The sequence below is a fragment of the Streptomyces sp. NPDC090106 genome, assembly GCF_044747265.1.
Lineage (GTDB): Bacteria > Actinomycetota > Actinomycetes > Streptomycetales > Streptomycetaceae > Streptomyces.
Map to the genome: position 1 here is coordinate 20,339 of NZ_JBIVDS010000012.1, position 26,505 is coordinate 46,843.

Annotated in this window: 15 protein-coding genes; 2 read left to right on the top strand and 13 right to left on the bottom strand. The window is 73.3% G+C overall.

Annotated features, from left to right (window positions below; translation table 11 throughout):
* Positions 1 to 59: 59 nt before the first annotated feature.
* From ACIPSE_RS33295 to ACIPSE_RS33325, 7 genes are read right to left on the bottom strand one after another with little or no spacing between them, the layout of a single operon-like run.
* Entirely contained in the window at positions 60 to 1,319 is a 1,260-nt protein-coding gene (locus tag ACIPSE_RS33295; RefSeq protein ID WP_401670036.1) for an MFS transporter, read from the bottom strand.
* Positions 1,316 to 1,762 (bottom strand): pyridoxamine 5'-phosphate oxidase family protein, encoded by a 447-nt coding sequence (locus ACIPSE_RS33300; protein ID WP_401670039.1) that lies wholly within the window; start codon positions 1,760 to 1,762, stop codon positions 1,316 to 1,318. The genes ACIPSE_RS33295 and ACIPSE_RS33300 overlap by 4 nt, the downstream gene beginning before the upstream one ends.
* Before the next feature lie 53 nt (positions 1,763 to 1,815).
* The gene (locus tag ACIPSE_RS33305) at positions 1,816 to 3,048 is read right to left on the bottom strand and encodes a PLP-dependent aminotransferase family protein (RefSeq protein WP_401670042.1); all 1,233 of its coding nucleotides are present in this window, start codon (positions 3,046 to 3,048) and stop codon (positions 1,816 to 1,818) included.
* Positions 3,049 to 3,058: 10 nt separating this feature from the next.
* Positions 3,059 to 6,421 (bottom strand): AMP-binding protein, encoded by a 3,363-nt coding sequence (locus ACIPSE_RS33310; RefSeq protein ID WP_401670044.1) that lies wholly within the window; start codon positions 6,419 to 6,421, stop codon positions 3,059 to 3,061.
* Positions 6,418 to 7,494 (bottom strand): LLM class flavin-dependent oxidoreductase, encoded by a 1,077-nt coding sequence (locus ACIPSE_RS33315; RefSeq protein ID WP_401670046.1) that lies wholly within the window; start codon positions 7,492 to 7,494, stop codon positions 6,418 to 6,420. Before ACIPSE_RS33315 ends, ACIPSE_RS33310 begins: the two co-directional genes overlap by 4 nt.
* The gene (locus tag ACIPSE_RS33320) at positions 7,491 to 8,225 is read right to left on the bottom strand and encodes a class II aldolase/adducin family protein (protein WP_401670048.1); all 735 of its coding nucleotides are present in this window, start codon (positions 8,223 to 8,225) and stop codon (positions 7,491 to 7,493) included. The genes ACIPSE_RS33315 and ACIPSE_RS33320 overlap by 4 nt, the downstream gene beginning before the upstream one ends.
* The gene (locus tag ACIPSE_RS33325; RefSeq protein ID WP_401670050.1) at positions 8,218 to 9,582 is read right to left on the bottom strand and encodes an SUMF1/EgtB/PvdO family nonheme iron enzyme; all 1,365 of its coding nucleotides are present in this window, start codon (positions 9,580 to 9,582) and stop codon (positions 8,218 to 8,220) included. Before ACIPSE_RS33325 ends, ACIPSE_RS33320 begins: the two co-directional genes overlap by 8 nt.
* A 1,638-nt stretch (positions 9,583 to 11,220) precedes the next feature.
* On the opposite strand from ACIPSE_RS33325, the gene ACIPSE_RS33330 reads away from it, so the two are divergent.
* A complete protein-coding gene (locus ACIPSE_RS33330; protein ID WP_401670052.1) occupies positions 11,221 to 12,270 on the top strand; it encodes a LuxR C-terminal-related transcriptional regulator in 1,050 nt (349 codons plus the stop codon).
* Positions 12,271 to 12,316: 46 nt separating this feature from the next.
* Here ACIPSE_RS33330 and ACIPSE_RS33335 read toward each other — a convergent pair whose 3' ends face one another.
* The 4 genes from ACIPSE_RS33335 to ACIPSE_RS33350 form a co-directional block, all read right to left on the bottom strand.
* Positions 12,317 to 12,871: a hypothetical protein gene (locus tag ACIPSE_RS33335; protein ID WP_401670055.1), complete on the bottom strand. Its 555-nt coding sequence runs from the start codon at positions 12,869 to 12,871 to the stop codon at positions 12,317 to 12,319.
* A 286-nt stretch (positions 12,872 to 13,157) separates the two neighbouring features.
* Entirely contained in the window at positions 13,158 to 13,430 is a 273-nt protein-coding gene (locus ACIPSE_RS33340; protein WP_401670057.1) for a response regulator transcription factor, read from the bottom strand.
* 142 nt (positions 13,431 to 13,572) lie between these two features.
* Positions 13,573 to 13,776 (bottom strand): hypothetical protein, encoded by a 204-nt coding sequence (locus tag ACIPSE_RS33345; RefSeq protein ID WP_401670059.1) that lies wholly within the window; start codon positions 13,774 to 13,776, stop codon positions 13,573 to 13,575.
* Between the two features lie 249 nt (positions 13,777 to 14,025).
* The gene (locus tag ACIPSE_RS33350; RefSeq protein ID WP_401670061.1) at positions 14,026 to 15,519 is read right to left on the bottom strand and encodes an amino acid adenylation domain-containing protein; all 1,494 of its coding nucleotides are present in this window, start codon (positions 15,517 to 15,519) and stop codon (positions 14,026 to 14,028) included.
* A 515-nt stretch (positions 15,520 to 16,034) separates the two neighbouring features.
* Between ACIPSE_RS33350 and ACIPSE_RS33355 the strand changes: the two genes are divergently transcribed.
* Positions 16,035 to 18,236 (top strand): BTAD domain-containing putative transcriptional regulator, encoded by a 2,202-nt coding sequence (locus ACIPSE_RS33355; protein ID WP_401670063.1) that lies wholly within the window; start codon positions 16,035 to 16,037, stop codon positions 18,234 to 18,236.
* 72 nt (positions 18,237 to 18,308) lie between these two features.
* On the opposite strand, the gene ACIPSE_RS33360 is transcribed toward ACIPSE_RS33355, so the two are convergent.
* Entirely contained in the window at positions 18,309 to 19,586 is a 1,278-nt protein-coding gene (locus tag ACIPSE_RS33360) for an MFS transporter (RefSeq protein WP_401670066.1), read from the bottom strand.
* Positions 19,583 to 26,407: an amino acid adenylation domain-containing protein gene (locus tag ACIPSE_RS33365; protein ID WP_401670069.1), complete on the bottom strand. Its 6,825-nt coding sequence runs from the start codon at positions 26,405 to 26,407 to the stop codon at positions 19,583 to 19,585. The genes ACIPSE_RS33360 and ACIPSE_RS33365 overlap by 4 nt, the downstream gene beginning before the upstream one ends.
* Positions 26,408 to 26,505: the final 98 nt, after the last annotated feature.

The following is a 26,505-nucleotide window of genomic DNA, read 5'->3' on the forward strand; positions in this document are numbered from 1 at the left end:
CTCCCCTCACGTCGACGGGTCCTCCCCGTCGGCCCCCTCCCCGGTGGAGGGGGCCTCCTTCAGGTCCTGGGTGCCGGTACGGAACGGCGATCGCGCAGGCGGGCTCCGGCAAGCGGCACCAGCGCGAGAGTGAGCAGCGTCGACACCAGCAGGGCGCCCCGGGTACCGGCCGCCACCACCAGGGGCCCCGCCAGCAGCAGCCCCACCGGCCCGGCCAGCGCCGAGCCCGCCGCCCACAACGTGAGCACGGGCTGCTGCTCGGCCGGATCCAGCACCGACTGCACGAACGTGTAGACGACCGGCACGAACGGGGCGTACACGACACCCCCGACGAAGAAGACGACCGCCGCGACGGGCACCGACGGCGCGAGCGCCAGCAGACCGGGCACCAGCGCCCACAGCGCGATGACCCCCACCAGCAGCCGCTGCTGCGGAAGCGCCCGCAGCGCGTTCGTCGCCATAGCCCCCACCAGCGCGCCGACGCCGAAGCCGCCCCAGATCACGCCGAGGGCCGTGCCCGAGCCGCCGAGCCCGCCGTCCACCAGCAGCGGCAGCGCCACCTCCACCGGCATGTAGAACAGGTTGAAGCAGAACACCACGACGAACAGCCGGGCCGCGACGGGCACCCGGCCCAGCACGCTCCAGCCGGACGCCGGCAGCGTCGTCCCCTCCACGGACCCGGCGCGCGGCGGAACGGCCAGCCGCACCGCCCCCAGCAGCACGAGGAAACTGACCCCGTCGAACACGAGCGCCCAGCCCGGCTCGGTGGCCGCGGCCAGGACCCCGCCCAGGAAGGGGCCGGCGGCGTACAGCGCGAGATTGCTCGTCGTGCCCAGCAGGGAGTTCACCGCCAGCCGTCCCGCCGGGTCCACCTGCGCCGTCGCGATCAGCCGACGGCTGCTCAGCGCGGTCATCCGCAGGACCGAACCGCACAGCAGGGCGAGGACGAGCGGCACGAGCGTCAGCCGGTCGCACAGGGCCAGCACACCGAGGCCGGTGAACAGCGCCGACCGCAGCAGACAGTCACAGACGACCAGCGCCCGCGGCGGGATCCGCGCCTTGCTCAGCCCGACGGCGAAGGCGAACGCGGTCCCCAGGACGTACGGGGCGCTCTCGACGAGCGAGACGGCCACGGCCGCCGAGGTCTCGCCCCGCACACGCAGCGCCAGCAGCGGCAGCGCGCTCAGCAGCATGCCGTCGCCCAGGTTCGACACCAGGTCCCCGGCGAGGAACACCGGCAGCCGTCCGCCGCGCAGGACACGACGGTACGTCCATGCCTCCCCCGCCTCGCGCGTCGCCCGGTCCGCCGTCACCGTCACACCTCGACCGTTCGCACGTCGGGGATCTCCCGGGCCGGCGACGGCCGGAAGGACTGGTCCCTGACCGTCAGCCGGCGCGGAGTCAGCCGCGCCCAGCGGACACCCCGGTCGCCGGGGTCGCCCGCCATGCTGAACCGCGCGTCCCAGGACGCCTCGTCCGGTCCCAGATAGCGCCGCAGCTTGCGCCGCCCGCGCGCGGTGTCGAAGGGCAGCACCTCCCCGGTGCCGTCGGCGACGACCTGCCGGACCGTGCCGGTGACCAGGTCGCAGGTGTCGACGGTCAGCGCGAACGCCGGATCGGCCGCCAGGTGCCGCTCCAGACGCGACCAGGGCCCGGTCAGCACCCAGAACGCCTCCTGCTCCCACAGGAACCACACCGGCCGGACCACCGGCCCGGCCGTGGCCAGCCGGGCCACCAGGGGCCGCGCCAGGAACTCCGCCACGGGGAACGGGGCCTCCTCGAGCGACGGGAGCCTGTCGCCGAGGCGGACGACCCTCACCGCGGGGTCCGTTCCAGGGCCCGGGCCAGCCGGGACCCGGCGGTGGCCATGTCCTCGGGCGCGGCGCAGGAGAACGAGAGCCGCAGGGTGCTGTCGTCCGGGTCCCGCGCGAAGAACGTCCGGCCGGGAACGAACGAGACGTCCTCCCGCAGCGCCTCGCGCAGCAGCGCGGTGGCACTGGCGCCGTCGGCGAGTCGCGCCCACAGGAAGAAGCCGCCGTCCGGCACGTCGAAGCGGAGCCGCTCGCCCAGCGCCTCGCGCAGCGAACCGACCAGGACGTCACGCCGCCGCCGGTAGACCTCCCGGGTCACGGCGAGGCGCGCCGCCAAGGCCCCTGGTGGCCGGACCAGTTCGTGCACGATCCGTTCGAGGAAGGTGGAGTTCCCCAGGTCCGCCGCCTGCTTCACCTTGTTCAGCACGGAGACCAGTGCGGGCGGCGCGGTCAGGTGGCCCAGCCGCGCCGCCGGGAAGAGCGTCTTCGAGAAGCTGCCCATGCGGACCGTCGCGGCCGACAGCGCGGCCAGCGGCGGCAGCACGGGTCCGCCCTGCCCGTAGGCGAGTTCGGCGTAGGGGTCGTCCTCCACGAGCAGGAAGCCGAACCGGGACGCCAGGGCGACCAGCCGCTCGCGCTGCCTCATGGAGAGGCTGAGTCCGGTCGGGTTGGCGAAGTTCGGTACGACGTACAGCAGTTTGGGCCGCAGGCCCCCGCGCAGTGCCTCCTCCAGCGCGCTGAGGCCGTCGTCCGTCGCCAACGGGACCGCCACCACGTCGGCTTCGAAGAGCCGGAACACCTGGAGGGCGCCCACATAGCTGGGCCGGTCCACGACCACCACGTCCCCGGGGTCGAGAACGGCCTTGCACACCAGGTCGAGCGCCTGCTGCGAACCGTGGGCGAGGACGGTGGCGTCGGGTGCGACCGGGCGGCCCAGCAGCCGGCTCAGGTCGTCGGCGATCCACTCCCGCAGCGGCCACAGCCCTTCGGTGTCCCCGTACTGAAGGGCGTCGGGCTGCGCGAGGACCTGGGTGACGGCGTGCGCGACCTCGGCCGCGGGGAACGTCTCGGGAGCCGGGCTGCCCGCCGCCAGCGCGGTCATGCCGGGCGCGTCGGACAGACGCAGGACCGTTCCGACGGCCGAGGCCGCCAGGCCGCCGGTGCGCAGGGCCAGCCCCGCCGCGGCGGGCGCGGGCGCCGTCGACGACCGGGGGCGCAGGGTCGCGGGTTCGGACACGGGCTGCTCCTCATCCTTGGGCTGCGGGGCCGTCGAGGTGGTCCCGCCGCAGACGGGCCACGAACGCGGCGAGGGTGTCGGTGTCGAAGACGAGCCGGACCGGTACACGCACCGCGAACCGTGCGCGCAGGACGACCACGAGCCGTGCGGCGGCCATCGAACTCCCGCCCCGCTCGAAGAAGTTGTCCCGCGCGGCCACGGTGTCGACGCCGAGGACGTCGGCCCACACCGCGGCCACCTGCCGTTCCAGCGCGGTGGGTGGCGCGTCCGGGAGCGGAGCGTCGCGAGGCGCCTCGGGCAGCCGGGGCGCGGCAGCCGGGGGCAGGACGTGGTCCGGAAGGGTGGCGAGAGGAGCGTCGGGCTCCTCGACCAGGGTGCGCAGCGTGTCGAGCACGTCCTCGGACAGCCGGGCGGCAACGGCCGGTTCGAGCCGTGCGAGGTCGTGCTCGACACGCTGGACCCACCCACCGGGAGTCTCGTTCCAGTACACGATCAGATCGGCTTTCGGTGCCCTGCTGGGCAGTTGGCCGAGCCGCCAGCGCACCCCGTCGGCCGCCGTCGCCTCGCCCGGGAGCCGGTTGTGCAGGAACATGACCTGTGTGTACGGCGGATACGCCGACGGACCCCGCTGGACCGAGGTCGTGCGCCGGACGATGTCCTGGAAGGGCACCGACCGGTGCGGCCAGGTCTCCAGCGCGATCCGCCGCACCTCCGCCAGCAGGGCGCGTCCGGTCGTCCTCGCGTGCAGGGGGACCGTCAGGGGCAGCAGATTGACGAAGAACCCCATGCGGTCGGTCTCCTCGTCCGTGCGGACGGAGACCGGCGCGGTGATCGTCAGTTCGTCGTGGGCGTGCAGCGGTCGCAGGGCCACCGTGAGGCAGGCCGCGCCGACGACGAACGGGGTCACGCCCAGCGATCCGGCGAGCGCCCTCATCCCGGTGACCAGCGCGTCGGGCAGCTCGCGTTCGACGACCCCCAGACGCTCGGCCCCACCGGGCGCGGCGACGGGCTCGGGCCACACATGGGGGCGGGTCTGCGCCAGGGCGTCCAGCCACTTCCGCGTCGCCGGACCGCTCGCGGGTGCCCGGCCCCCCGTCTCGGGCGGCGGGCCGGGCACGGGCGCCGCGGGGCCGGAGGGGTGCGCCGCGGCGTCGTAGAGGGTGACGAGGTCGTGCAGGAAGATCTCCGCCGACCGTCCGTCCCACACGATGTGGTGCACGGCCACGGCCAGCACCGCCCCGGTCGGCGCGGCCTGGCTCCGGTACAGACGCATCCGCAGCAGCGGCGCCCGGGTGAGGTCGAAGGGTGCCAGCAGCCCGTTCGCGGCCAGGTCCGCCAGGAGTTCCTCGTCGGAGTCCCAGGTCCGTTCGGCCTCGGGGAGTCCGGTGTCCGCCTCGGGGAGCACCGTGCGCACGGGGCCGGTCCCGTCGACGCCGAAGACCGTGCGCAGTCCGGGAGTCCGGGCCACGAGGTCCTGCACGGCGGTCCGTAGCCGGCGGACGTCGACCGGCCCGCTCAGCCGAAGCGTCAGGACTTCCACATAGTGCGCGCCGGTGGGATCGAGCTGCTCCAGGAACCACATCCGTTCCTGCGTGCCCGTCATCGGCAGGCGTGCCGCGGTCCCGTCCGCGGCGGGTGGCCGTGCGGGGTGGACGGTGACGTCCTCGGACGTCCGGTCGATGCCGTCGTCGGGCCCGCCGTCCCGCAGCGCCGCCGCTATCGCGATCGGGGTGCGCTTCTCGAACAGCAGCCGCATGGGCAGGGAGACGTCGAAACGCCGGAGCAGCAGGGCCCGGACCCGGGACAGCCCCAGCGAGTCGCCGCCCAGGGCCAGGAAGTCGTCGTGTCCGCCGACCGGGCGGCCGGTCCCGAGCACCGTCCCGAAGGCGCCGGCCACTTCCCGCTCCGTCGCGTCCAGCGCGCGCTCGCCCTGTTCGGGCAGACGGTTGGCGGGCGTCGGCGCGGGGAGCCGTGCGCGGTCCAGCTTGCCGCTGGGCAGCAGCGGGAGAGCCGTCGCGCGCAGGTACGCGGTCGGCACCATCGCGCTGGGCAGGCGCAGCGCGAGATGGGAACGGAGCACGTGCGGGACCACCTCGCCGCCCGCGTGCGCCACGACGTGGCAGACCAGCCGGGCACGCCCCGAGGCGTCCCGCCACACCGACACGGCCGCCGCGGCCACCGACGGATGCGCCAGAGCGACCGCCTCGACCTCGGTGACGTCCACCCGCACCCCGTCGATCTTCGTCTCCCGGTCCCTGCGCCCCAGCGGGACGAGGTTCCCGTCCGGGTCCGTCCGGACCAGGTCGCCGGTGCGGTACATACGTCCGCCGCCGCCCGCGAACGGGTCGGGCAGGAACCGCTCGGCCGTCAGACCCGGCCTGCCCAGATACCCGTGCGCCAGCCCGGCCCCGCCCACGTACAGCTCGCCCTCGGCGCCGGGAGCGACCTGGCCGAGACGGTCGTCCAGTACGTACAGCCGGGTGTGCGCGATGGGTGTGCCGCAGGTCGGCAGGCCCGACGGGGGAGGGGTGCGGGGCAGCCGGGCCACGGCACGGACGCCGGTCGTCTCGGTGACGCCGTAGGAGTTGACGACGTCGAAGGGGAGTCCGCGAGGCCAGGCACGCAACTGCTCGCCGCCGGTGACCAGCAGCCGCAGGGCGCCGGTGGAAGGCCAGCGCAGGCCGAACAGCCGCTCGCCCAGGGAGGTCACGACGACGCTCCAGCCGACCTCCTGCTCCACCAGCCAGTCCCGTGTCGTCCCGGCGTCCCATTCGGTGCCCTCCGGGGCCACCCGGACGCAGACCCCGGCCGCCAGCGACGACCACAGCTCCCAGCGCGAGAGCGCGAAGCCCGGTGAGGAGAGCCAGCTGCCCCGGCCGAGGCCGCCGAGCCCGAAGGCGCGCGCCGTCCACCGTGCCTCGTTGACGATCCCGGAGTGCGGTGAGCCGACGGCCTTGGGGGTGCCGGTGGAGCCTGAGGTGAAGAAGACGTACGCGAGCCCCGTGTCGGTGCCGGCCTGCCGCCCGCCGAGCGACTCGACGTGCCCGCCGGGCCCGGCCAGGAGGTCGCAGCGGGCCGTCTCCATCATCCGCTCGGCCCGCAGCCGGGGCAGAGCGGGGTCGACGGGGACACAGACGGCACCCGCCTTCCAGCAGGCCAGGACGGTGACCACCTGCTCCACCGAACGGGGCATCCGCACCGCCACCACGTGCCCGCCCGACCCGTCGGGGCGCAGCCGGCGGGCGAGGTCCGTGGCCCGCCGCTCCAGCCCGGCGAAGTCGAGGTCGCCGTCCGCCCCGGACAGCGCCGGTCTGCCCGGATGACGGGCACCGGCGAGGGCCACCAGGTCCTCGACCCGGTGCGGCGCCGTCATGAGGGGTCCGGATTCGCCGACCCCAGCCGGGGCAGGACCTGGGAGCCGAGCAGGGTCACCGAGCGCAGCGCCTCCTCGTGACCGATGTCGCCGTAGCGGATGTGGAGGCTGGCCTCGGCGTCCGGATAGAGCTTCGCGACCTGGCGCAGGGCTTCCGTCACCTCGTCCACGTCTCCCGCGATGGCGGTGCCCGCGGCGAGCAGGTCCGCGAAACGGGTGTCGCGGGCGGCGGCTTCCATCTGCTCGTACCCCGGGTACTGCTCGGAGGTGACGCCCCGCCAGGCGGCGTACGCGGCGAGCTGTTTGGTCCGGTAGTGCTCGAAGTGCTCCTCGGCGCGCTGCCTGGCCTCCGTCGCGTCCTCGGCGACGTAGCACTGGTAGCTGACGTGCAGACGGGCCGTGCCGGGATGGCCGGCCTCCTCCCACGCGGCCCGGTGGATCCCCAGCAGCTCCACGAGCCGCTCGTGACGTGCCACGACCGGGATGACCATCAGGTGGTAGCCGCGCTCGCCCGCCCAGCGGAAGGAGTCCGGCGACACCGTCGCCGCCACGAAGACGGGGGGCCCGGGTCGCTGCACGGGTACCGGCAGCAGCCGCGGCAGCGGACCGAACCGGTGGAACGCGCCGTCCCAGCGGAAGGAGTCCTCCCGCCACAGCCGCTCCACCGCGGCCACCCCCTCCTGCATCCGGGCGCGGCTCTGCGACATCGGGATGCCGAAGGCCTCGAACTCCGAGGGCAGGAAGGCCCGGCCGAACCCCGCGTCCAGCCGCCCGCCGGAGAGGTTGTCCAGCATCGACAGCGAAGCGGCCAGCTTGACCGGATGCTGGAAGGCGGGCACGACCGCCCCCGTGACCAGCCGCACCCGGCGCGTCCTGGCGGCGACCGCGCCGAGGAACAGCACGGGGTCGGGGCTGTAGCCGCCCCACTCGTGGAAGTAGTGCTCCACGGCCCGGACATGGCTGAAGCCCAGCGCGTCCGCCGTCTCGCACACCTGGAGACACGACGCGTAGTAGTCCTGCGCGGGTTCCTCCGACGGGCCCACCGTGGGCAGGAAGGTCAGCCCCACCCTCATGGCCGCCGCCCCCCGGCCGCCGACTCGTACAGATTGCGGTACTGCAACTCGGCGTACTCCAGGCCGGCCAGCGTCGCCGCGGTCGGCTCGGCCACCTCGTGCGGCACGACCACCGGCTTCCCGGCCGCCTCCGCGAGGAGTTGGACCTGCGCGGCCCGCTCCATGGTCACGAACAGCCAGGCGGCCTCCGCGACGGAGCGCCCGCCGGTGATGAAGCCGTGGTTCTGGAGGATCACCGCGCTGCCCGAACCGAGCGTCGCGGCCACCGCCTTGCCCTCCTGACGGTCGTTGACGAGACCGTCGTACCGCGCGTACACGTGGTGCCGGCCGTACAGGGCGCACGCGTCCTGGGTGATCGGGTCGAGCACGCGGCCCAGGGCCGACCACGCCTTGCCGCAGGGCGAGTGCGTGTGCGCGAACGCTGTCAGGTCCGGCCGGGCGCGGTGCAGTTCGCCGTGGAGCGGGTCCACGGCCGGGTTGAGCGCGCCGCGTCCCCGGCTGACCTCGCCGTCCGGGTCGATCAGCAGCAGGTCCTTGGGCCGCACCTGATGGAAGTCGAGGCCGAAGGGATTGACCCAGTAGTGCCCCGGCCTGCCGGGGTCACCGACGCTGATGTGTCCGGCGATCCCCTCGCTGTACCCGAGGACGGCGAAGAGGCGGATCGCCTCGACGAGTTCCTGCTTCAGCTCCTCGGTCCGTACGGCGGCCTCGTCCGCCAGCCGCTCATCCATGACGCCGTGCCTCCTCCCCGGTCGCGTCGTACGCGCACCGGAATCCGACTTCGTTGTGCCGATCGGTCAGCAGGTCCTTGCCGCGGTAGAACGTGGTCAGACAGACGGGCGGCGAGGTCCAGGTCCCGCCGCGCAGCACGTGGAACGCCTCGGGCCGGTTCATGAACTCGCTGCTCCTGCGGCCCTTGAAGAAGGGGGCCATGTCCGACCGGCTGAAGAAGTTCGTACGGGTCAACTCCCAGACGTTCCCGGCCATGTTGAGCGTCCCGTAGGGCCCCGCCCCCTCGGGCAGCGCGTCGGCGGCGACGACGGGATGATCCGGCTGGTCCAGGCGCGTGCCGACCAGGAGCTCCTCCAGTGCCGCCAGGTCGGCCGGGGTGTCGCATTCGTAGGCCGAGGCGACGAACTGGGCCCTCTTGGGGTCCCAGGTGTCGCCCCACGGGTAGCGGCGGCCGTCGGTTCCGCGGGCGGCCTTCTCCCATTCGTCCTCGGACGGCAGCCGGCCCCCCGCCCATCGGGCGAACGCCCAGGCGTCGTACCAGTCGATGCCCACCACGGGGAACCCGGGTTCGTTGAAGCGCGGATCACGCCGGTGGGCGGGGGTGTGGTCCTTGTCCTCCGGCTGGTCGGGATGCGCGAACTCGCTCGTCCCCCGTGCGTCGGCCAGGAACTCGTCGTAGCGGGCGTTGGTGACCGTCGTGCGGTCGATCCAGAACGCGGGGAGCTCCACCGCGCGCAGCGGGTTGTCGCCGCTGTCCATCTGGAAGGGGCCGACCTCGGTGGAGTTCGCGCCGGCGACGAAGGGTCCGGCGGGCACGAGGACGGCGTCCCGCAGGTCGCGTTCGCGGACGGCGGCGGCCACACTCGCGTGCTTGTCCGCGAAGTGGGAGTCCTCAAGTGCCCGCAGTTCACCGGGATCCCTCGACCCGAAGAAGTCCAGCAGCGCCTTCTTGGTGAAGGCCGCCCCGCAGCCGACCGGTTTGCGGGCGTATCCGGGGCGCGTGAAATTGCTGGGCCACCCGGAGATCCTGATCATGTGCTCGACGGCTTCGGGCAACCGGTGACGGCCCGCCGCCCGGATCGCGGTGAACGCCACCCAGTCGACGTCGTCGTGGGTGGCGGAGCAGATCGCCTCACGGGCCGCCGCCGAGTCCGTGAAGCGCGCGGCGAGGGTCTCCACGGCGATCCTGCGGATGTTCCAGTCGCCGTGCCCGGTGCTCCACCCCACCAGCTCGCGCAGGAGTTCCTCGGAACCGGGCTGCCGGCCGAGCCGCTCCTCCAACTCGCCGAGCCGGGCCGCGTATGCACGGTCCTGGAGCCCGTCGAGATCCGCCTCGCCCACCAGATCCTCGAACACGCGCGTCTCCCCTCTCGTCGTGCGGCAGTGCCGGGTGGCGCAGTACCGGGCGGCTGTCTGCCGGCCACCCGGTACAGCGGGCATGTCACGCGGTGATCACCACTTGGTCGCGGCCTCGCCCGCTTCGCGGGAGCCGAGGAAGTCCTCGTTCGTCATGAGCTGCCTCCTTTCCGTGGATCGCCGTCCTGTCCGACCGCTGGGCGCGGTGGCTCATGGGGGAGGGGCGGAACCGCCCGCGGGAATCAGAATTTCTTCGGGCCTGCCCGGGACAACGGAATTCGCTCGTATTGGCGTCCGAAGCGACAGGGCGGTCGCTGCCCTGTGGAATCCGAGGGCCGTGTGAATGGCCCCCGCCGGCCGTCACCTCAAGATGCGCCGAAAGGGAAAGAGGAGGAAAACACTTCGGAATGGTTCATGCCGCTGTCGGACATCGCATCGCCCCCGTAGGTCGCGCTGAAGTGTTCGGCCGTCATGAACAGGCGGTCCCCGCTGGTCAATGCGGGGAGTGCAGCCGCAGGGAATCCAAAACAACTGTGCGGGAACCGAGTTGATCGTGTCGAATGCGCCCGTGAATGTCTTGCGATCCCGACGGTCTCGGTCGCCGATCTCAGCCGATCCAATTGTTTGCTGGACCCTACCCGTGCACAAGTTCGGGTGTCAATCAACGAGTTGAGCGTGTCCGGAATCGAACGAGGGCTGCCATTTGACTCGTGTCACACTCGGAACAATGGTTTCAGTGCGTCCGGCGAACCGGCTTTCTCGATCGTTTTCCCTCTTTCAGCACTTCGAATGGGGTGGGCGGTCCCCATGGGAAAGAAAGGTTAAAAGTTCGTGCCGGAATAAATCCGGGCAGGTCAGGTGACGTGCCAGTGGCACATCCACCCTCGGCGCACGGCTGCTCCGGGGACCCGCGCGCTCCCCTCGCGCGGCGTGCCGGATCCCGCCGCACGTCACGACCTCGGCGTCCGGATCGGCTGACTTCGGTCGGTCGCCCCGACGCTCCCCGCCGGGGTGGGGACGAGGTCGCGGGTGCCCGCCGCGCGGCGCGCCGGGCGGCGGCCATTGTCATGTCCGCTTGCCTACCAGGACGCTATGGTTGTCTCTGCCCAGCGAGGGACCGGTTGCGGCACGGGCGACCACCGGTGAGGGCCGGTGGCGGTGTGTCGACCGGGGGTGGGTTTGGCGACAAGTGAGGCTGGACCGGGCTGCGTTGGGGAAGTTTCCGATACGTCTCCAGTGCGGTCGGCTGTGTCGTGCGGTGCCGGGCCGGAGGGCTCTCGCCGACGACGCGGTGAACACTCGTCGGACTATCGGCCCGTCCGGTGCATGCGGGCCGACCTGGGGAACGGATGCGATGACCACACGACACCTTCTCGACCCCGACGGAGGAGACGCCTTGCCACCCATGACCGTCGCCGACCGGTTCGGCTCGACGCGAGTCGCCTCCTGTTCGCACAGAGGCCGCAGAGGTCACATGGTTCCCGAACGCGCCGGTCAGGACCGGGCGAATCGATTCCCCGGCCGCCGTTCGGACCGCCCGTCCTCCCTCGCGCCGCCACCGCCCCACGAGCCGGTCCCGGGAACAGGCGGCGGCGTGTGCGGCGTTCCCGCGTTACTCGTCACGGAGAGGGGACGGCGTTGAGGCAGGAGGCCAAGAGCCAGCCCTTCGATGTCGGTGACCGGCTCGGTGCCGAGGAGGTGGCCGTCTACCGATGGCTCGCCCTGCACCGGCAGTTCGACCTCTCCCGGATGGCCGCGGAACTCGCGCTCGGCGAAGCCTCGGTGCAGCGCGCCGTCGACTCGCTCCTCCAGATGGGCCTGCTCCAGCGGCACGCGGAGGACGACCAGGTGATGAGGGCGGTCGACCCGCATCTGGCCGCCGCCTTGGCCACCGCCCCGCTGGAGAGATCCATACGCGAGCAGCAGATCTCCCTGCGCGCCTTCCGCGACCAGTTCGCCCAGCTCTCCTCGCACTACGAGGAGGGACAGCGCGCCACCCCCGCTCCCCTCGACACCATTCCCGCGCTGCCCGAGGTCCGGGTCGCCCTGGACCGCGCGGCCGAACTGTGCCGCGAGGAGATGATCACCGTCCAGCCGGGCGGCACACGGGCACCCGAGGTGCTCAAGGACGCGCTGGCCAGAGACGGTGAGATGCTCGCCCGCGGCGTGCGGATCCGCACGCTCTACCACCACACCGCGCGGTTCAACAGCCCCAGCCAGGCGTACGTCGCCATGGCCAGCGCCCTCGGAGCGGAGTACCGCACCGCCCACCAACTCTTCGGCCGGATGATCGTGTTCGACCGGGAACTGGCCTTCCTGCCGGATCACAAGGGGACTTGGGGCGCGGTCGTCATCCGCGAGCCTTCGGTGGTGCACTTCCTGTGCGAGCTCTTCGAGCAGGCGTGGACGGAGGCTCAGCCGTTCTCCGACGCGGCCACCGACGGACTGGAGGCCGTGGCCAAGGACCTCGACCGCACCATCCTGCGGCTCCTCGCGACCGGGCGGAAGGACGAGACGATCGCGCGGCGCCTCGGCATGTCGCTGCGCACCACGCGCAAGCACATCGCCGACATCATGCAGACCCTGGGGGCGGAGAGCCGCTTCCAGGCCGGATTCGCCGTCGCGACACGGGGGTTGCTGGACGACGACGATCCCGACGGCGAGGACACCGGTCCGCAGGACGAGTAGCCACGTACGGCCAACAGGTTCTTGATGAGGTGTGCTTGATGGAGCGTCAGCCGGGCTCGCCCAGCAGGAGTTCCATCAGGACCGTCGGAGTGTGGACGTCCAGGAGGGCGTAGGCGTGGTCGCGGGGCACGAAGAGTGTCCCGCCCGCGCGAAGGCGCAGGTCCACGGTGCTTCCCGGAGTGCCGTCGGTGCGGGTGAGCCTGCATCGGCACGCGCCTTCGAGCACGGTCACGATGTACTCGACCGTGCTCGACGCCTGTTGTGCGCCGACCGACATGGAGCGCATGAACCGGAAGGAGGGGCGGACCCTCAGCTCCAGCAGCGATCCGAGCGCCGCGGCCAGCAGCAGCGGTTCCGTCTCCTCTCCCGGGGAGCCGGGCTCCTGTGGACAGGTGTCCGGCCGAGGCGGTGCAGCGTCGGAGGCGTAGGGCCAGCGCTCCTGGTGATAGGCGACTCGCGCGATGCGCAGCAGTTCCGGCAGCGTCTCGGAGTCCTCGGGCCACAGCAGTGCCGGTCCCCGGTCCCCGTTGGTCGCGACGCACAGCGCCAACTCCTGGACAAAGGACTCAAGCGGCTTCACCAGCCGTCTGGGCTCAGGCACAGCTCTGACTCTCCGATCTCGCGTCGGCCCGATCCCTTGCGAGGGGCTTGTGGGCACCGTCGAGTCGGCTTCGTCTTCGTTCGCTTCCTCCGGGACCCAGATGTCCCGCTGCCGTCCGACGGCGGTGTGAGAGGCATTGTGGCGTTCGCGTCACGAAACATGTAGTCACGTGTTCGCGCCACACAGCGGGTTGTGCGGGAGTTCGGGGCGGGCGGCACGCAACCGCCCGGTGGGGCCGACGGTCGGTCTCTGTCCGTGACCGTCGGCCCCACCGGGCGGTTGCTCCTCACGCCTGAGGAGGTGTCGTGCGGTTCTGGTCCTGATCCTGCTCATGGTGCTCGGCCGCGGCGATGGCGAGGCGCAGCAGATGGACCCGGCTCCGGGCTCCGGACTTCTCCCGGATCCTGCGTAGGTAGGTGTCGATGGTGTGGGGACTCAGGTCCATCCGGCGTGCGATGGACGTGTAGGTGAGGCCGTCGGCGAGGTGTCGCAGGACCTCACGCTCACGGACGCTCAGTGATGCGAGAGCTTCGGCGACCATCGTTCGACGTATGTCCATTCCGTGTTTCCTCGTCGCGGGGGAACCCTGACGCGGGCCGGCCCGCCCCCGGCGGAAGGGCGGACTGGTCCTTTCTCGGGAGGTGCGGGGAACCTGCGTGCCGGAGGTCTTCCGGATGTGCGCAGCACCCCGCGTGCCCGGCTCAGCCCCAGCCGCTGTCGTCCGTCGGGTTCGCCGTGCGCAGCTGGTCCAGTGCGACGGGGGGCTCCACACTGCCCCAGCCGCTGTCGCCGGCGACTACTACGGCGACGGCGGACTGAAGGGCTGAGCTCTGTGCGCCGGATATGGCGCCGAGGGCGAGCAGCGCGACTGCGATCACTGTGGTGACGGGACGGCTGACTTTCACTTTTGCTCCTGTGTTCTGGCGATAAGTGCGGAGGTTCCGGGTTGTGATCCCCGCTGACTCAAGGTTCTCCAGAGCGCGACTCGCAGACCATGGGGGAAGGTGCTCACCAACCTGTCCGACAGCAAAGACGAACGGGTAGCGAAAAGAGCGAAGTGGGCGAAACGGGTGTGAACGGACTGTGTGAGAGGCGTAGTTCGAAAGAATTCGAGCCGGAGAGGCGGCCCCGGAGAGGTGTGGCGGGCACTGGCGTCACCGGGTGCGGTGGCGGCGGGCGCCGGCGGTCTTCTCCAACGCGCCGCGGTCCAGCTTGCCGCTGAGGGTGAGCGGCAGCGTGGGCAGCGGCAGGAACCTGGCGGGCACCATGTGCGTCGGCAGGAACGCCGCCAACTCGGCGGGCAGGCGCTCGGCGAGCGTGTCGTCGGCCTCGTCGCGAGGGACGAAGCACGCGACCAGCATGGGTTCCCCGCGCGGGCTGGGCACCACCACCACGGCACCCGAGGACACCCCCGGGCAGGAGAGCAGCCGGCTCTCGATCTCTCCCAGCTCGACCCGCATGCCGCGCACCTTGACCTGGCCGTCGGCCCGGCCCAGACAGCGCAGGGTGCCGTCGGCCTCCCGGACGGCGAGATCCCCGGTCCGGTACCAGGTGCGGCCGTCGGTATCGCGGACGAACGCTCGCCCGGTCAGCTCGGGGCGCCCCAGATAGCCGTCCGCGATACCTCCGGCGAGGAAGATCTCTCCGGTCTCCCCGTCGGCCACCGGGCGTCCGTCGGCCCGCAGGTCGACGTCGACGTGCGGGAGGGCGCCGCCGATCGGGGTCCCCGGGGCGTCCCGCCGGGCCAGCGTCTGCGGGGTCAGCTCCTGCCAGGTCGCGTAGACCGTGCCCTCCGTCGGGCCGTACAGATTGTGGTACGTGGCGTCGGGGGAGAGCCCCAGCTCGGCCCAGCGGGAGACCACTGCCGGTTCCACCGGCTCGCCCGCCAGCAGCACACGGCGCAACGCGGGGAAGGACGCGCCGGTCCGCTCGGCGGCGTCGAGCAGATAGCGGAAGACGGTCGGCACCTGGCTCAGGACCGTCGCCCCCTCTTCGGCCAGCAGGGCGGCGAGACGGCGCGGATCCCGCAGCGCCTGCTCGGGCACCGCCAGCAGCCGGGCGCCGGTCACCAGCGGAGCCCACGACTCCGCCAGACTCACGTCGAAGCAGGGGGAAGTGGACTGGGCCCAGACCTCGTCGGCGCCGAGGCCGAACGACGACACGAAGCCGAGGAGGAAGGCCGCCAGGCTCTCGTGCGACATGACCACACCCTTCGGGCGGCCCGTGGAGCCCGAGGTGTGGATGACGTAGGCGGTTCCGCCGGGCGCGGCCGGTGCCGGTGGGTCCGCCGCCGGCCGCGTGCTCAGGGCGAAGCCCTCGCCGGGGCCGGGCTCGACCACGGTACGGGCCCCGGCGTCGGCGAGGACGAAGTCCTGGCGCGGCTGCGGATAGGACGGGTCCACCGGCACGTAGCCGCAGCCGTGCCGCCAGATGCCCAGCACCGCCGCGTAGACCCGCCAGCCGCGCGGCATGCGCATCCCCACCAGCTCGCCGGGCCGGACGCCCGCCTCCGCCAGCATCTGGCGTATCGTTTCGGCAGCCTCCCCCAGTTCGCCGTACGTGACATCCCGCGAGGAGTCCGTGACGGCGACCCTCTCCGGATGGCCGGCGATGCTCTTCTCTACCCAGACGTCGACCCGGTCGCCCATGCCGTCGGACCACCCTTCCCTTGTGTGACACCCGTGGTGCGCCAGGCACCGTCGGCGGGACGCTAGCCACCCGTCGGAGCCAGGTCAACACGTTCCGTAGTCGTTCCGGACAGGTGGCCGCGATGGGTGCGCCGGCGGGTGGGAGGCGCGAACGGCCTGGGAGCTGCCGAGTCGGGTTGCCGTGCCCGGCGAGGAGCCGCGCGGAACGAGAGGGTGGGGAGAGGTGCCGGAACCGGAAGGGAACCGGGGTGTCCTCCTGATGTCCCGTCACCGCCTGCCGGGTGTGCGGGAGGAGGCGGCCGGGGAACGGGTCCTCGCCCCGAAAGCCTGTCCGTGAAGCGGTACTTGTCACCGATCAGGGCTTTTCGCACCCCCGTTACCTTGCTGCCGTGCAGGTCGGTGAGGCGGCTGCGGCATGGCTCGGGCCGTCCGCCCCGGTGATCGTGGAGGACCGGCAACAGCCGGACACACCACGGCGACGCACGCCGGGGACGTACCAGAGGCCGGAGACGCCCATGCCCCAGCACGAACTCCCGAAGCCGGATCCCGAGGCCGCGCACGGACCGGTGTTCAAGGTGCTCGGCCCCTTGGAGGTGTGGGACGGGGATCGCCGGGTCAACCCGGGCGGCGTCAGACAGCGTCACGTGCTGGCGACACTGCTGATCCACGCGGACAGGGTCGTTCCCGTGAACCGTCTGATCCGCGCGGTATGGGACGAGGAAGCGCCGTACACGGCGGGCAACCAGGTCCGCAAGATGATCTGGAACCTGCGCCGCAGGCTTCCCGACTCCGTGCGCATCCTGACCGAACCACCCGGCTACCGGCTCGTGCTGAGCGAGGGCCAGCTCGACGCCCGTACCTTCGAGACCCTGCTGGTCCGTGCCGGGACGGACGTCACCGAGGGACGCGCCGACGAGGCCGTCGAACATCTCTCCCACGCCCTGGACCTGTGGCGCGGTCGTGCCCTGAGCGGACTGAGCGGCGCCGTCGTCGGCTCCGGCGGCCGGGACCTCGACGAACGGCGCCTCATCGCCACCGAGCGGCTGGTCGACCTGCGGCTGCTGCGCGGCGAGGCGCGCGCACTGGTGCCCGACCTGTACTCACTGGTCAGCGCCCATCCCCTGCACGAAGGGCTGCGGGAGCGGCTCATGCTGGCCCTCTACCGGATCGGGCGGCGCGCGGACGCGCTGACGGTGATGGCTCAAGGGCGCGCGGAACTGGTCGAGTTGGGCATCGAGCCGGGCACCGGCCTCTGCCGTCTCCAGGAACGCATCCTTCGGGACGATCCGAGCCTCACGCTTCCTGAACCGGAGCCGCGGGAGCCCCAGCAGGAGCGTGAGAGGGAGGAAGAGCCGCAGGCCGCATCGGAACCCGAGCCCGTACTCGGCTCCGCACCCGAGCCCGTATTCGGCTCCGGACCCCAGCCCCGGTTCCAGCCCCAGACCCGGTCCCCGCGCCGGTTCCGGTCCCCGTCCGGCGACGGGGCCGGGTCCGAACCCGCTCTCGTACCGGCGCCCGGCACTGCGGGAGACGTCCCACCCGCCGGGGGGACGACCTCCGTGAGGTCCGCCGGCCGAGGCCAGGACCACGGCAGTCTGCCCTACGACCTCAAGGACTTCACCGGACGCCGCCGGGAACTGGACGCCCTGCTCGCCCTCGGCGCCGCCGTCACCGACAGGGCCCCGACGATCGTGACCCTCACCGGGATGCCCGGTGTGGGCAAGACCGCCCTCGCCGTGCACGCCGCCCACCGCCTGGCCGCCGCCTTTCCCGACGGACGGCTCCACCTCGACCTCCAGGGGCTCACCCCGCACAGCGGACCCCCCACCCTCGCGGAGGCGTTGCGGCATCTGCTGCTCACCCTGGGCACACCCGCCGCGGACGTCCCCGACGACCTCGACGGACGGTTGATCGCCTGGCGGCGGGCCGTGGCGGGCCGGCGGGTGCTGATGATCCTGGACGGGGTCATGGACACCGCGACCGTACGCCCGCTGCTGCCCGGCACCGGCGGCTGTCTCGTGGTGGTGACCAGCCGTACCGTCATCGGCAACCTCGACGGTGCCGTCCCGATCCATCTCGGCCCGCTGTCCGAGGAGGAAGCCGTCGGGCTCCTCGGCAGCATCATCGGCACGCACCGGATCGCCGACACCGCCGAGGCCCGTGACCTCGCGGCCGTCTGCGGGCGGCTCCCGCTCGCGCTGCGGATCATGGGCACCCGGCTCAACAGCCGCCGCGCCTGGAGCCTCGCCCAGGCCGTCGGACGGCTGCGCCGCCACGACCTGCGGCTGCGAGAACTCACCCTCGCCGACCGCAGCGTGGCCACCGGGATCGGCCAGTGCTACCGGGGACTGAGCCCCGCCCAGCAGCGCATGCTGCTCGCCCTGCGCGCCGCGCCGACCGGCAGCATCGACGAACGGACCGCGGCCCGGCTCGCGGGTGTCAGCGCCGCCGAGGCGGAGGACGCGCTCGAAGGGCTCGTCGACGCCTGCCTGTTGCAGTCCCTCCCGCAGCCCGGCGGGTACGCCCTGCCCGAACTGGTCCGCAGTTTCGCCGTCCAGGAGTCGGCCAGGCCACGCCCGGGCGCGGCGCCCGCACAGGCGCAGCTCCCGCCCCGGCCCGGGCCCCGGCCGGCGGAGAGCCGTTCTACCTCGTCCGGAAACCGGCCCAGGTCCGACGGCGCACGGCGCCGCGGCGCGGCCAGGCGGTCCGCGGCCTGAGTCGTCGGTGCGCGGCCCCCGGGAACGAGGGTGGCCCGCACGGGCGTCGTCTGACCGGCCGTGGCATCAGGGTCAGGGCCTCACGGCCGTGGCGGTTCGCACCGTGTCCTGGCGTGGCAGCGCGGTGCGCAGCGGCAGCAGAAGGAGACACGCCCCCGCCATCCCGACGGCCCCGACGAGCATGGCCGTCGGGGCCCCGGCGCGGTGCCCGAGCCAGCCGCCGGCCAGTCCGCCGAGCGGCGCCACCCCCAGGACGACCGTGCGGATCGAGGCGTTGACCCGGCCGTACAGCTCCGCCGGGGTCAGCGTGGTGCGCAGGGTGCGCTGGGTGACGTTGAAGACGATGACGAGGGCGCTCGTCACGAAGTGGGAGCCCGCCACCAGGAACGGCACCGCCGGGCCGGGCGCGAGGACCGCGGCCGGCACCGCGAGTCCCGCGGCGCCGGCGAGGGCCAGCGTCGCCCACAGGGTCCTCGTCGTGCCCAGCCGCCGGGCCGCGCCGCCCGCCACCAGCGCGCCCGCGAAGGCACCGGCACCGGAGGCCGCGTAGACCGTGCCGATCCAGGACGCCGGGAGTTCGAGGTCGCGGGTGAGGAACACCAGAAGCGGCGGTTCGCCCACGAACAGGAACAGGTTGAAGACGGTGGTGGCGAGGGTGACGGCCCGCAGCGGACGGCTGCGGGCGACGAAGGCCGCGCCGATCCGCATCTCCTCCCACAGGGCCGTCCGAGCCCCGTCCTTCCGCCGTGGTCCCTCCGGCCGCCGCGCCGGCCCCTCCTCGGGAAGCCGCCGGGTGAACAGCGCGGACAGCATGTAGGCCCCCGCGTTGCACAGCAGCGCCCACGGCCCGGTGAGCAGCTGGACCGCCGCACCGCCCACCGAACCGCCCACGATCGTCGCCCCCGACGCCGTCAGCTCGAACCGGGCGTTGGCGCGGGCCAGGTCCTCGGGGGCGACCAGCGTGGGCAGACAGGCGCTGTACCCGACGTCCGACACCGCGCCCTGGGCGCCGATCAGCAGGGCCAGCACCGCCAGCAGGGGCAGCGAGAGCACCTGGCACACGGCCGCGACGGGCACCGCGAGGAGCAGTGCGGCACGCACGAGATCGGCGCCGATGAGCAGCCGCCGACGGGAGTGACGGTCCACCCACACCCCCGCGAAAGGGCTCACCACCAGGTGCGGCAGGGTCCCCGCCGCGCTCAGCAGCCCCAGTTCCATGGCGTCGGCGTGCAGGGTCAGCGCACCGACGAGCGGCAGGGCGACGACGGTGACGTTCGCGCCGAACTGGGACGCGGTCTGGGCCGCCCACAGATGGCGGAAGGCGGAGCCGCGCCGCGGAGGCGGGTTCATGAGCGGCTCGTCTCCTCGACCAGGTCCGCGAGCACGCGCGGATGCCGGACCAGGCCCTGGTGGTCGGTGTCGACCTCCCGCACCTCGAAGTCGCCCGTCACACGGTCGCGCCAGCGCCGTACGTCCGCGTCCGGGACGTCCCTGCTGCGGTGGAACAGCAGCCCGCCGTCGTACCGGGGCGGCCGGTACCGGCTCAGCGCCCGCAGGTGCGCCCGGAAGACCGCGAAGTCCGAGTCCGGCGCCTCGCGCGCATGGCGTTCGCGCGTCTCGGCCTCCGACGGCGGGTGCCCACCGGGGAAGGCGCTGTCGAGGACCGCCAGCAGCGTCACCTTCTCGCCCCTGGCCCGCAGGCGCGCCGCCAGCTCGAAGGCGACCACCCCGCCGAAGGACCAACCGCCCAGCCGGTAGGGGCCTTCGGGACGGACCCGCAGGATCTCCGCGAGGTGGACCTGCGCCACCTCCTCCACGGATCCCAGCGCGCGGGACATGCCGAGGGCGTGGAGGGGAACTCCCGAGGCCGCCAGTTCGCGGTAGCAGAGGATGGTCCCGCCGACCGGGTGCACCATGAACAGGGGGTCGCGCTCGCCGGTCCGGCCGTCCAGCAGCGCGGCCTGGAGGGCCGGCGTCGAGTGGTTCAGGACCGCGCCGACCGGCAGCCGCTCCCCGAACTCCTCCTGGAGCAGCCCGATCAGCCGCAGGGCCGCCAGCGAGTGCCCGCCCGCCATGAGGAAGTCGTCGTGCGCCCCGATCGGGCCACGGCGCAGGGCCCGCTCCCATACGGCCGCCACCCGCGCCTCCGTGGGAGTCCTGGGCGCCGTCCACGTGGCGCGGCCGGTGTCGGGGCGCGGCAGCGCGGCATGGTCCAGCTTGCCGTGGCGGGTCAGGGGCATCCGGTCCAGCGGGACGACGACCGAGGGGACCTGGTGCTCGGGCAGCAGGGTCCGGGCGAACCGGATCAACTCGCACGGCTCGGGCGGCGCTTGTCCCGCGACGCGGTCGGGCGCCTCCTGCTCGTCGCCGGATGCCCAGGTCACGTACGCGACCAGGCGGTCGCCGTCGGCCGTGACCGCGCAGTGGCGGACCGCCGGGTGCCGGGTCAGGGCGGCCTCCGTCTCACCCGGCTCCACCCGGAAGCCGCGGATCTTGACCTGCCGGTCCGCGCGGCCCACGAACTCCAGTGCGCCGCCGGGCAGTCGCCTCACCAGGTCGCCGGTCCGGTAGACCCGCCGCGTGGTCCCGTCGGGCAGGCGGATCAGCGGGAAGGAGCGCGCGGTCGCCTCGGCGTCACGGTGGTAGCCCAGCGCCAACTGGGGCCCCGCGATGTGCAGTTCACCCGCCACCCCGAAGGGGACGTCCCGGCCGTGCCGGTCCAGGACGTGCAGAGCGACGCCGTCGACCGCGCGGCCGATGGGCACGGCGTCCCCGTCCCCGGGGGCACAGCGCCACCAAGTGACCTCCACCGCCGCCTCGGTGGGGCCGTAGAGGTTGAACAGCGCGGTGTCGGGGAGAGCGGCCAGGAAACGGTCCCGGAGCGGGCGCGGGAGGACTTCGCCGGTGCACAGCACGCGGGTGAGGCTTGTCTCCTCGGCCGCGTCGGGGTCGTCGAGGAACGCGTCGAGCGCGGACGGCACGAAGACCGCGGCGGCGATCCGTTCCGCGCGCACCAGCCGGGACAGGGCGCCGGGAGTGCGAGGCACGTCCGGTCCGGCCACGACGACCGTGCCGCCCGAGGTCAGCGGCCAGAACAGCTCCATCACCGCGACGTCGAACGTGCACGCCGTCTGGTGCAGCACCCGTTCCCCGGGCGACAGCGCGAAGGTGCTCCGCAGCCACGACAGCAGGTTGCCCACGGCTCCGTGCGGCACGACGACCCCCTTGGGTTCGCCGGTCGAGCCGGAGGTGTGGATGAGATAGGCCGGGTCCTGCGCCGACACGGCCGGCCGAGGCGCCGGAGCGCCACCGGGTTCCGCCGCTGCCTCCGCCTCCAGCGCCCGCACGTCGTCCTCCGTCAACGTCAGGTGCAGACGGGCCCGTTCGGCGAGCGCGGCCCGGCGCGGGGGAGGATCGCGCGGGTCCAGCGGGACATGGGCCGCGCCCGCCTTGAGCACGGCGAGGAAGGCGACCGCCTGGAGCGCGGACCGCTGGAGCACCAGCCCGACGAACCGGCCCGGACCGCAGCCCCGCCGTACCAGCGCGGCGGCCAGCCGGTCCGAACGGGCGTCGAGCTCCCGGTAGGTGAGTGCGTGTCCCTCGTGCCGCAGCGCGGCCAGATCGGGGGTGCGCCGGGCCTGGTCCGCGAAGAGCGTGTGCAGCAGGGCGGGTTCGTGCCGCCCCGGGTTCTCCCCGCCCCGGTCCCGCCCCGGGTTTTCCCCGCCCCGGTCCCGCCCCGGGTTTTCCCCGCCCCGGTGTCGTGGCGGGTTCTTCCCGCCCCGGTGTCGTGCGGGGGAGCGCTCCTGCCGCGCCAGCGGGACATCGTCCGCGTACGGGGAGTCGGGCTGCCCGGTCATGGAGCGCAGGGCCGCGAGGTAGTGGTCGTGGGTGAGGGCGATCCGGTCCTCGGTGAAGCGGTCCGCGTCCCACCGGAGCCCCAGGCGCAGGGCGCCGTCGGCGCTGTCCAGCGAGAACTCCGCGCCGAAGGGGATGTCCGCGTCGGCGGACCCCTCCTCCGCCACGATCTCGGGGGTGCCGGGCGGGAGTTCGCGCTCGACGTGGAAGTGGGTGAAGTTGAAGAACGTGGTGAACAGGGCGGGGCGTCCGGTCACCCGCATGATCTCCGCCAGGGGGTAGTGGACGTGCCGCTGGACGCGGAGGTCGGCCTCGGCCGTGGCGCGGACGAGGTCCCTCCAGCTCCCTGCGCCGGTCAGGGCCAGGCGCAGCGGCAGGGTGTTGACGAACAGTCCGATGGCCCGGTCCCCGTCGGGCTCCGGCACCCGGCCCGGGCAGACCGTGCCGCTGACCACGTCGTCCGTTCCCGACAGCAGGCCCATGACCCGCAGATGGGCGGCGAGGAGCACCGTGCGCACCGGCACTCCGAGGCCGCGCGCGAGACGGGTGACCCCCTCGGAGAGGTCCGCGGCGACGGGCCGTTCCAGGTAACGCATCGTGATCCCGCCGCGCGCGGAACGCCGGCCGGGGAGTTCCGTCAGCGTCGTGCCCGCGAGCTCCCGGGTCCAGAACTCCCGCGGTTCCGCGTCGTCGAGCGCGGCCCGCTCCAGGGCGACGTAGGAGCGGAACCGGGCGACGGGCGGCGGGCGTACGCCGGTCCGGGCGTACCGGGCGAGGAGTTCCACGAGGAGGGAGCGTTCGCTCCAGCCGTCCATGACGGCGTGGTGTTCGGTGACGAACAGCCGGGTCAGGTCGTCGGTGAGCCGCTGGAGGTGGAAGCGGATCAGGGGTGGGCGCGACGGGTCGAACGGGGTGCCGCGTTCGGCCGCGAACCGGGCCGCCGAACGCTTCCGCCGGTCGGGCACGTCCCGCAGGTCCTCCATGGTCAACGGCAACGGCACGCGGTCATGGACGAGTTGGAGCGGTTCGCCGAACCCGGTCGGCTCGAACGAGGTGCGCAGCAGTTCGTGGTTCTCCGTCAGACCGGCCACGGCCTCCCGCCAGGCGTCCGCGTCGAAGGCGCCGCGCAGGGTGTACGCCTTGACGTTGTGGTAGAGCCCCGAGCGCTCGCTGTGGAAGAACATCCCGGACTGGAGCCGGGTCATCGGATACGCGTCCGTGACCCCGGGGCCGATCCGGTCCCTGTCCTCGGCCGGGAGCAGGGCGAACGGCTCGTGCGGGTCCGGTCCGGACACCGGCGCGCGGACGGCGACGGCCGCCAGCGCGCGCACCGTCTGATGCCGCAGCAGGTCGGCCACGTCGATGTGCAGCCCCGTCTCCCGGGCGCGGGCCACGATCCGCACCGTGCGCAGTGAATCCCCGCCCAGCGCGAAGTAGTTGTCGTCCACGCCGACGGCCGTCCGCTCCAGCACGTCCCGCCAGATCGCGGCGAGCGCCGCCTCGGCCCCGGTCGTCGGCTCCGCGTGCGGGCCCACGGCCCGCTCCAGGGGATCGGGCAGGGCGGAGCGGTCGACCTTCCCGTTGGCGTTGAGCGGCAACCGGTCCAGGACCACCAGATGGGCCGGGACCAGATGGCCGGGGAGCCGCTCGCCCAGGCGCCGCCGCAGGGTGTCGGCGCCGGTTCCGGCGTCGGCCGCGACGTACCCGACGAGCCGGCCGTCGCGGTGCGCCACGTACGCCTCCCGCACCCCGTCCAGCGCCGCGAGCGCCGCCCGCACCTCGCCCGGTTCGACGCGGAACCCGCGGATCTTGACCTGGTCGTCGATCCGCCCGTGGTACTCCAACTCCCCGTCGGGCAGCGTCCGTACCAGGTCACCGGTGCGGTACCGGCGGCCCTCGGGCCCTTCCACGAACCGTTCCGCGGTCGGCCCCGGCAGACCGAGGTAGCCGTCGGCCAGCCCGGCACCCTCCAGCCACAGTTCCCCCACGACGCCGCGCGGCACCGGGCGGCCCCGCCGGTCCAGGACATGGGCGCGCAGGTCCGGCAGGGTGACCCCGATCGGGCTGCCGGGACGGGTCAGGTCGGCGGCGGTCATCCGGCGGCACGTGGCGTGCACGGTGGTCTCCGTGATGCCGTACATGTTCATCACCCGGGGGCTGTCGTCGCCGTGCCGGGCGAACCAGCCGCGCAGCACCGCCGGGTCGAGCGCCTCCCCGCCCAGGACCACACGGCGCAGGGCCAGTCCGGACGGCGCGTCCGCGTCGTACCGGATGAACTGCGCGAACGCCGACGGCGTCTGGCTGAACACGGTGACCCGTTCCCGGCGGAGCAGGGCGTGCAGGCGTTCGGGCGACCGGGTGGTGTCCGCGTCGACGACGACCAGCCGTCCGCCGTGCAGCAGCGCGCCCCACAGCTCCCAGACCGAGTAGTCGAAGGCGTGGCTGTGGAACAGCGACCACACGTCGTCCTCGCCGAAGCCGAACCACCGGTCGGTCGCGGAGAACAGCCGCACGACGGCGCGGTGCGGCACCAGCGTGCCCTTGGGCGTGCCCGTCGACCCGGACGTGTGGATGACGTAGGCGAGATCGTCCGGGGTCACCCCGGTGTCCGGCGCGGTGTCCGGGTGCCGGGCGAGCGAGGGGTCGGCCACGGCGACGCTCTCCCCGGCGAATCCCGGCAGGGCGCTGTCGGTGACGACGACACCCAGGCCCGCGTCGGCCGCCAGACGCCGCAGCCGGGCCGGCGGGTGGGACGGGTCCAGCGGCAGATACGCACCGCCCGCCTTGAGCACCCCCAGGAGCCCCACGACCAGGTCGGCGGAGCGCGACACATGGAGACCCACCGGCGTCCCCGGGCCGATCCCGTGCTCGCGCAGCCGGTGCGCCAGCCGGTTCGCCCGCCGCTCCAGCTCCCCGTACGTCAGTGTGCGGTCGCCCGCGACGACGGCGACGGCCTCCGGACGCCGGGCGGCCCGATCGGCGAACATCTCGTGGGCGCACCGCGTCACCACGGGCGGGTCCAGGGCGGGCGCGGGTGGCGCCGCGACGATCTCCAGCCGGGAGAACGGGACGTCCGGGTGCTCGGCGACCTCGTGCAGCAGCCGTACGTAGTGCTCGGCGAACTGCCGTGCCGTCGCCTCGTCCAGGGTGTCGCCCCGGTACTCCAGGGTGCAGCGCACGCCTCGCCCCTCGTCCAGGACGTCGAGGAGCAGCGGGAACTTCACCTCCGTGACGGGTACGTCGATCTCCTCGACCCGCAGCCCGGGGCGCGGTGTTCTGGGCGGTTCGGCGTGGCGCAGGGTGAACGCGGCCCGCACCAGCGGGGAACCGTCCGTGCCGCGCTCCGGGCGGATCGCGGTCACGACCTCGTCGAACGGCAGCCGCTGGTGCTCCAGCGCGGCGAACACCTCGTCGCGCACCGCGACGCAGAAGGAGCGGAAGTCGCGGTCCGCGCCGACGTCGGCCCGCAGGGCGACGGTGTTGGCCAGCAGCCCCACCGTCCCGTCGAAGCGCGCCTCGGTCCGACCCGCCACCACCGTGCCGATCACCACGTCGTCGACGCCGGTGTACCGGCCGAGCAGCAGCGCGTACGCGGAGAGCAGCACCCCGAACAGGGTGGTGTCGGACGCGGCGGCGAGGGCGCGCAGCCGCTCGGCCACCTCGGTGGGCGGGGCGAACCCGTGGACGCCGCTCGGCGCGCCCCGCGTCAGGGGCGGCGGGAAGGCGAGCGGCGGCGGCCCGTCGCCGAGCCTGTCGCGCCAGTGGGCCCGTTCCCGCTCGGCGTCCGGTCCCGTCAGGAACGCGGTCTGGTCGGCGGTGAACACCCGGTAGGGCAGGGCGGGACGCGTCTGCGCGGTGAACAGTTCCTCCAGCAGCAGCCCCACCGACCAGCCGTCGCCGACGATGTGGTGCATGCACAGCAGGAGCAGCCACCGGCGAGGGCCCGTGCGCAGCAGCCGGACACGGAACAGGGGACCGGCCGTCAGGTCGAAGGGGCGGTCGCGCTCGGTCTCCGTCCACCGGCGCACCGCGTCGTCCGGGAGGGGCTCCCGCTCGGTTCCCGGTGGCTCGTCGCAGCGCCAGTCGACGGCCGCGGCCGTGTCCACGACCTGGGTGAGCCGTCCGTCGCGCAGGGCGAAACGGGTCCGCAGCGCCTCGTGCCGGTCCACCAGGCGCTGCGCGGCGGAGGCGAGGTCGTCCGGCCGCAGGTCGCCGCTGATCAGACGGGCCACCGGCAGGTGGTGGACGGTCGAGGCTCCGGTCGCCGCCTCCAGGTAGTACATCCGTTGCTGGGCGCTGGACGCCGCACATTCCATGGTGGTCTCCGCTGGGGATGTCGGGAAACGGCGTGTGGTGCCCGCGGTGTCCCGGCGCGCCGGAGGTGCCGAGGCGGTGGGGGAGCACGGTGCGGGCG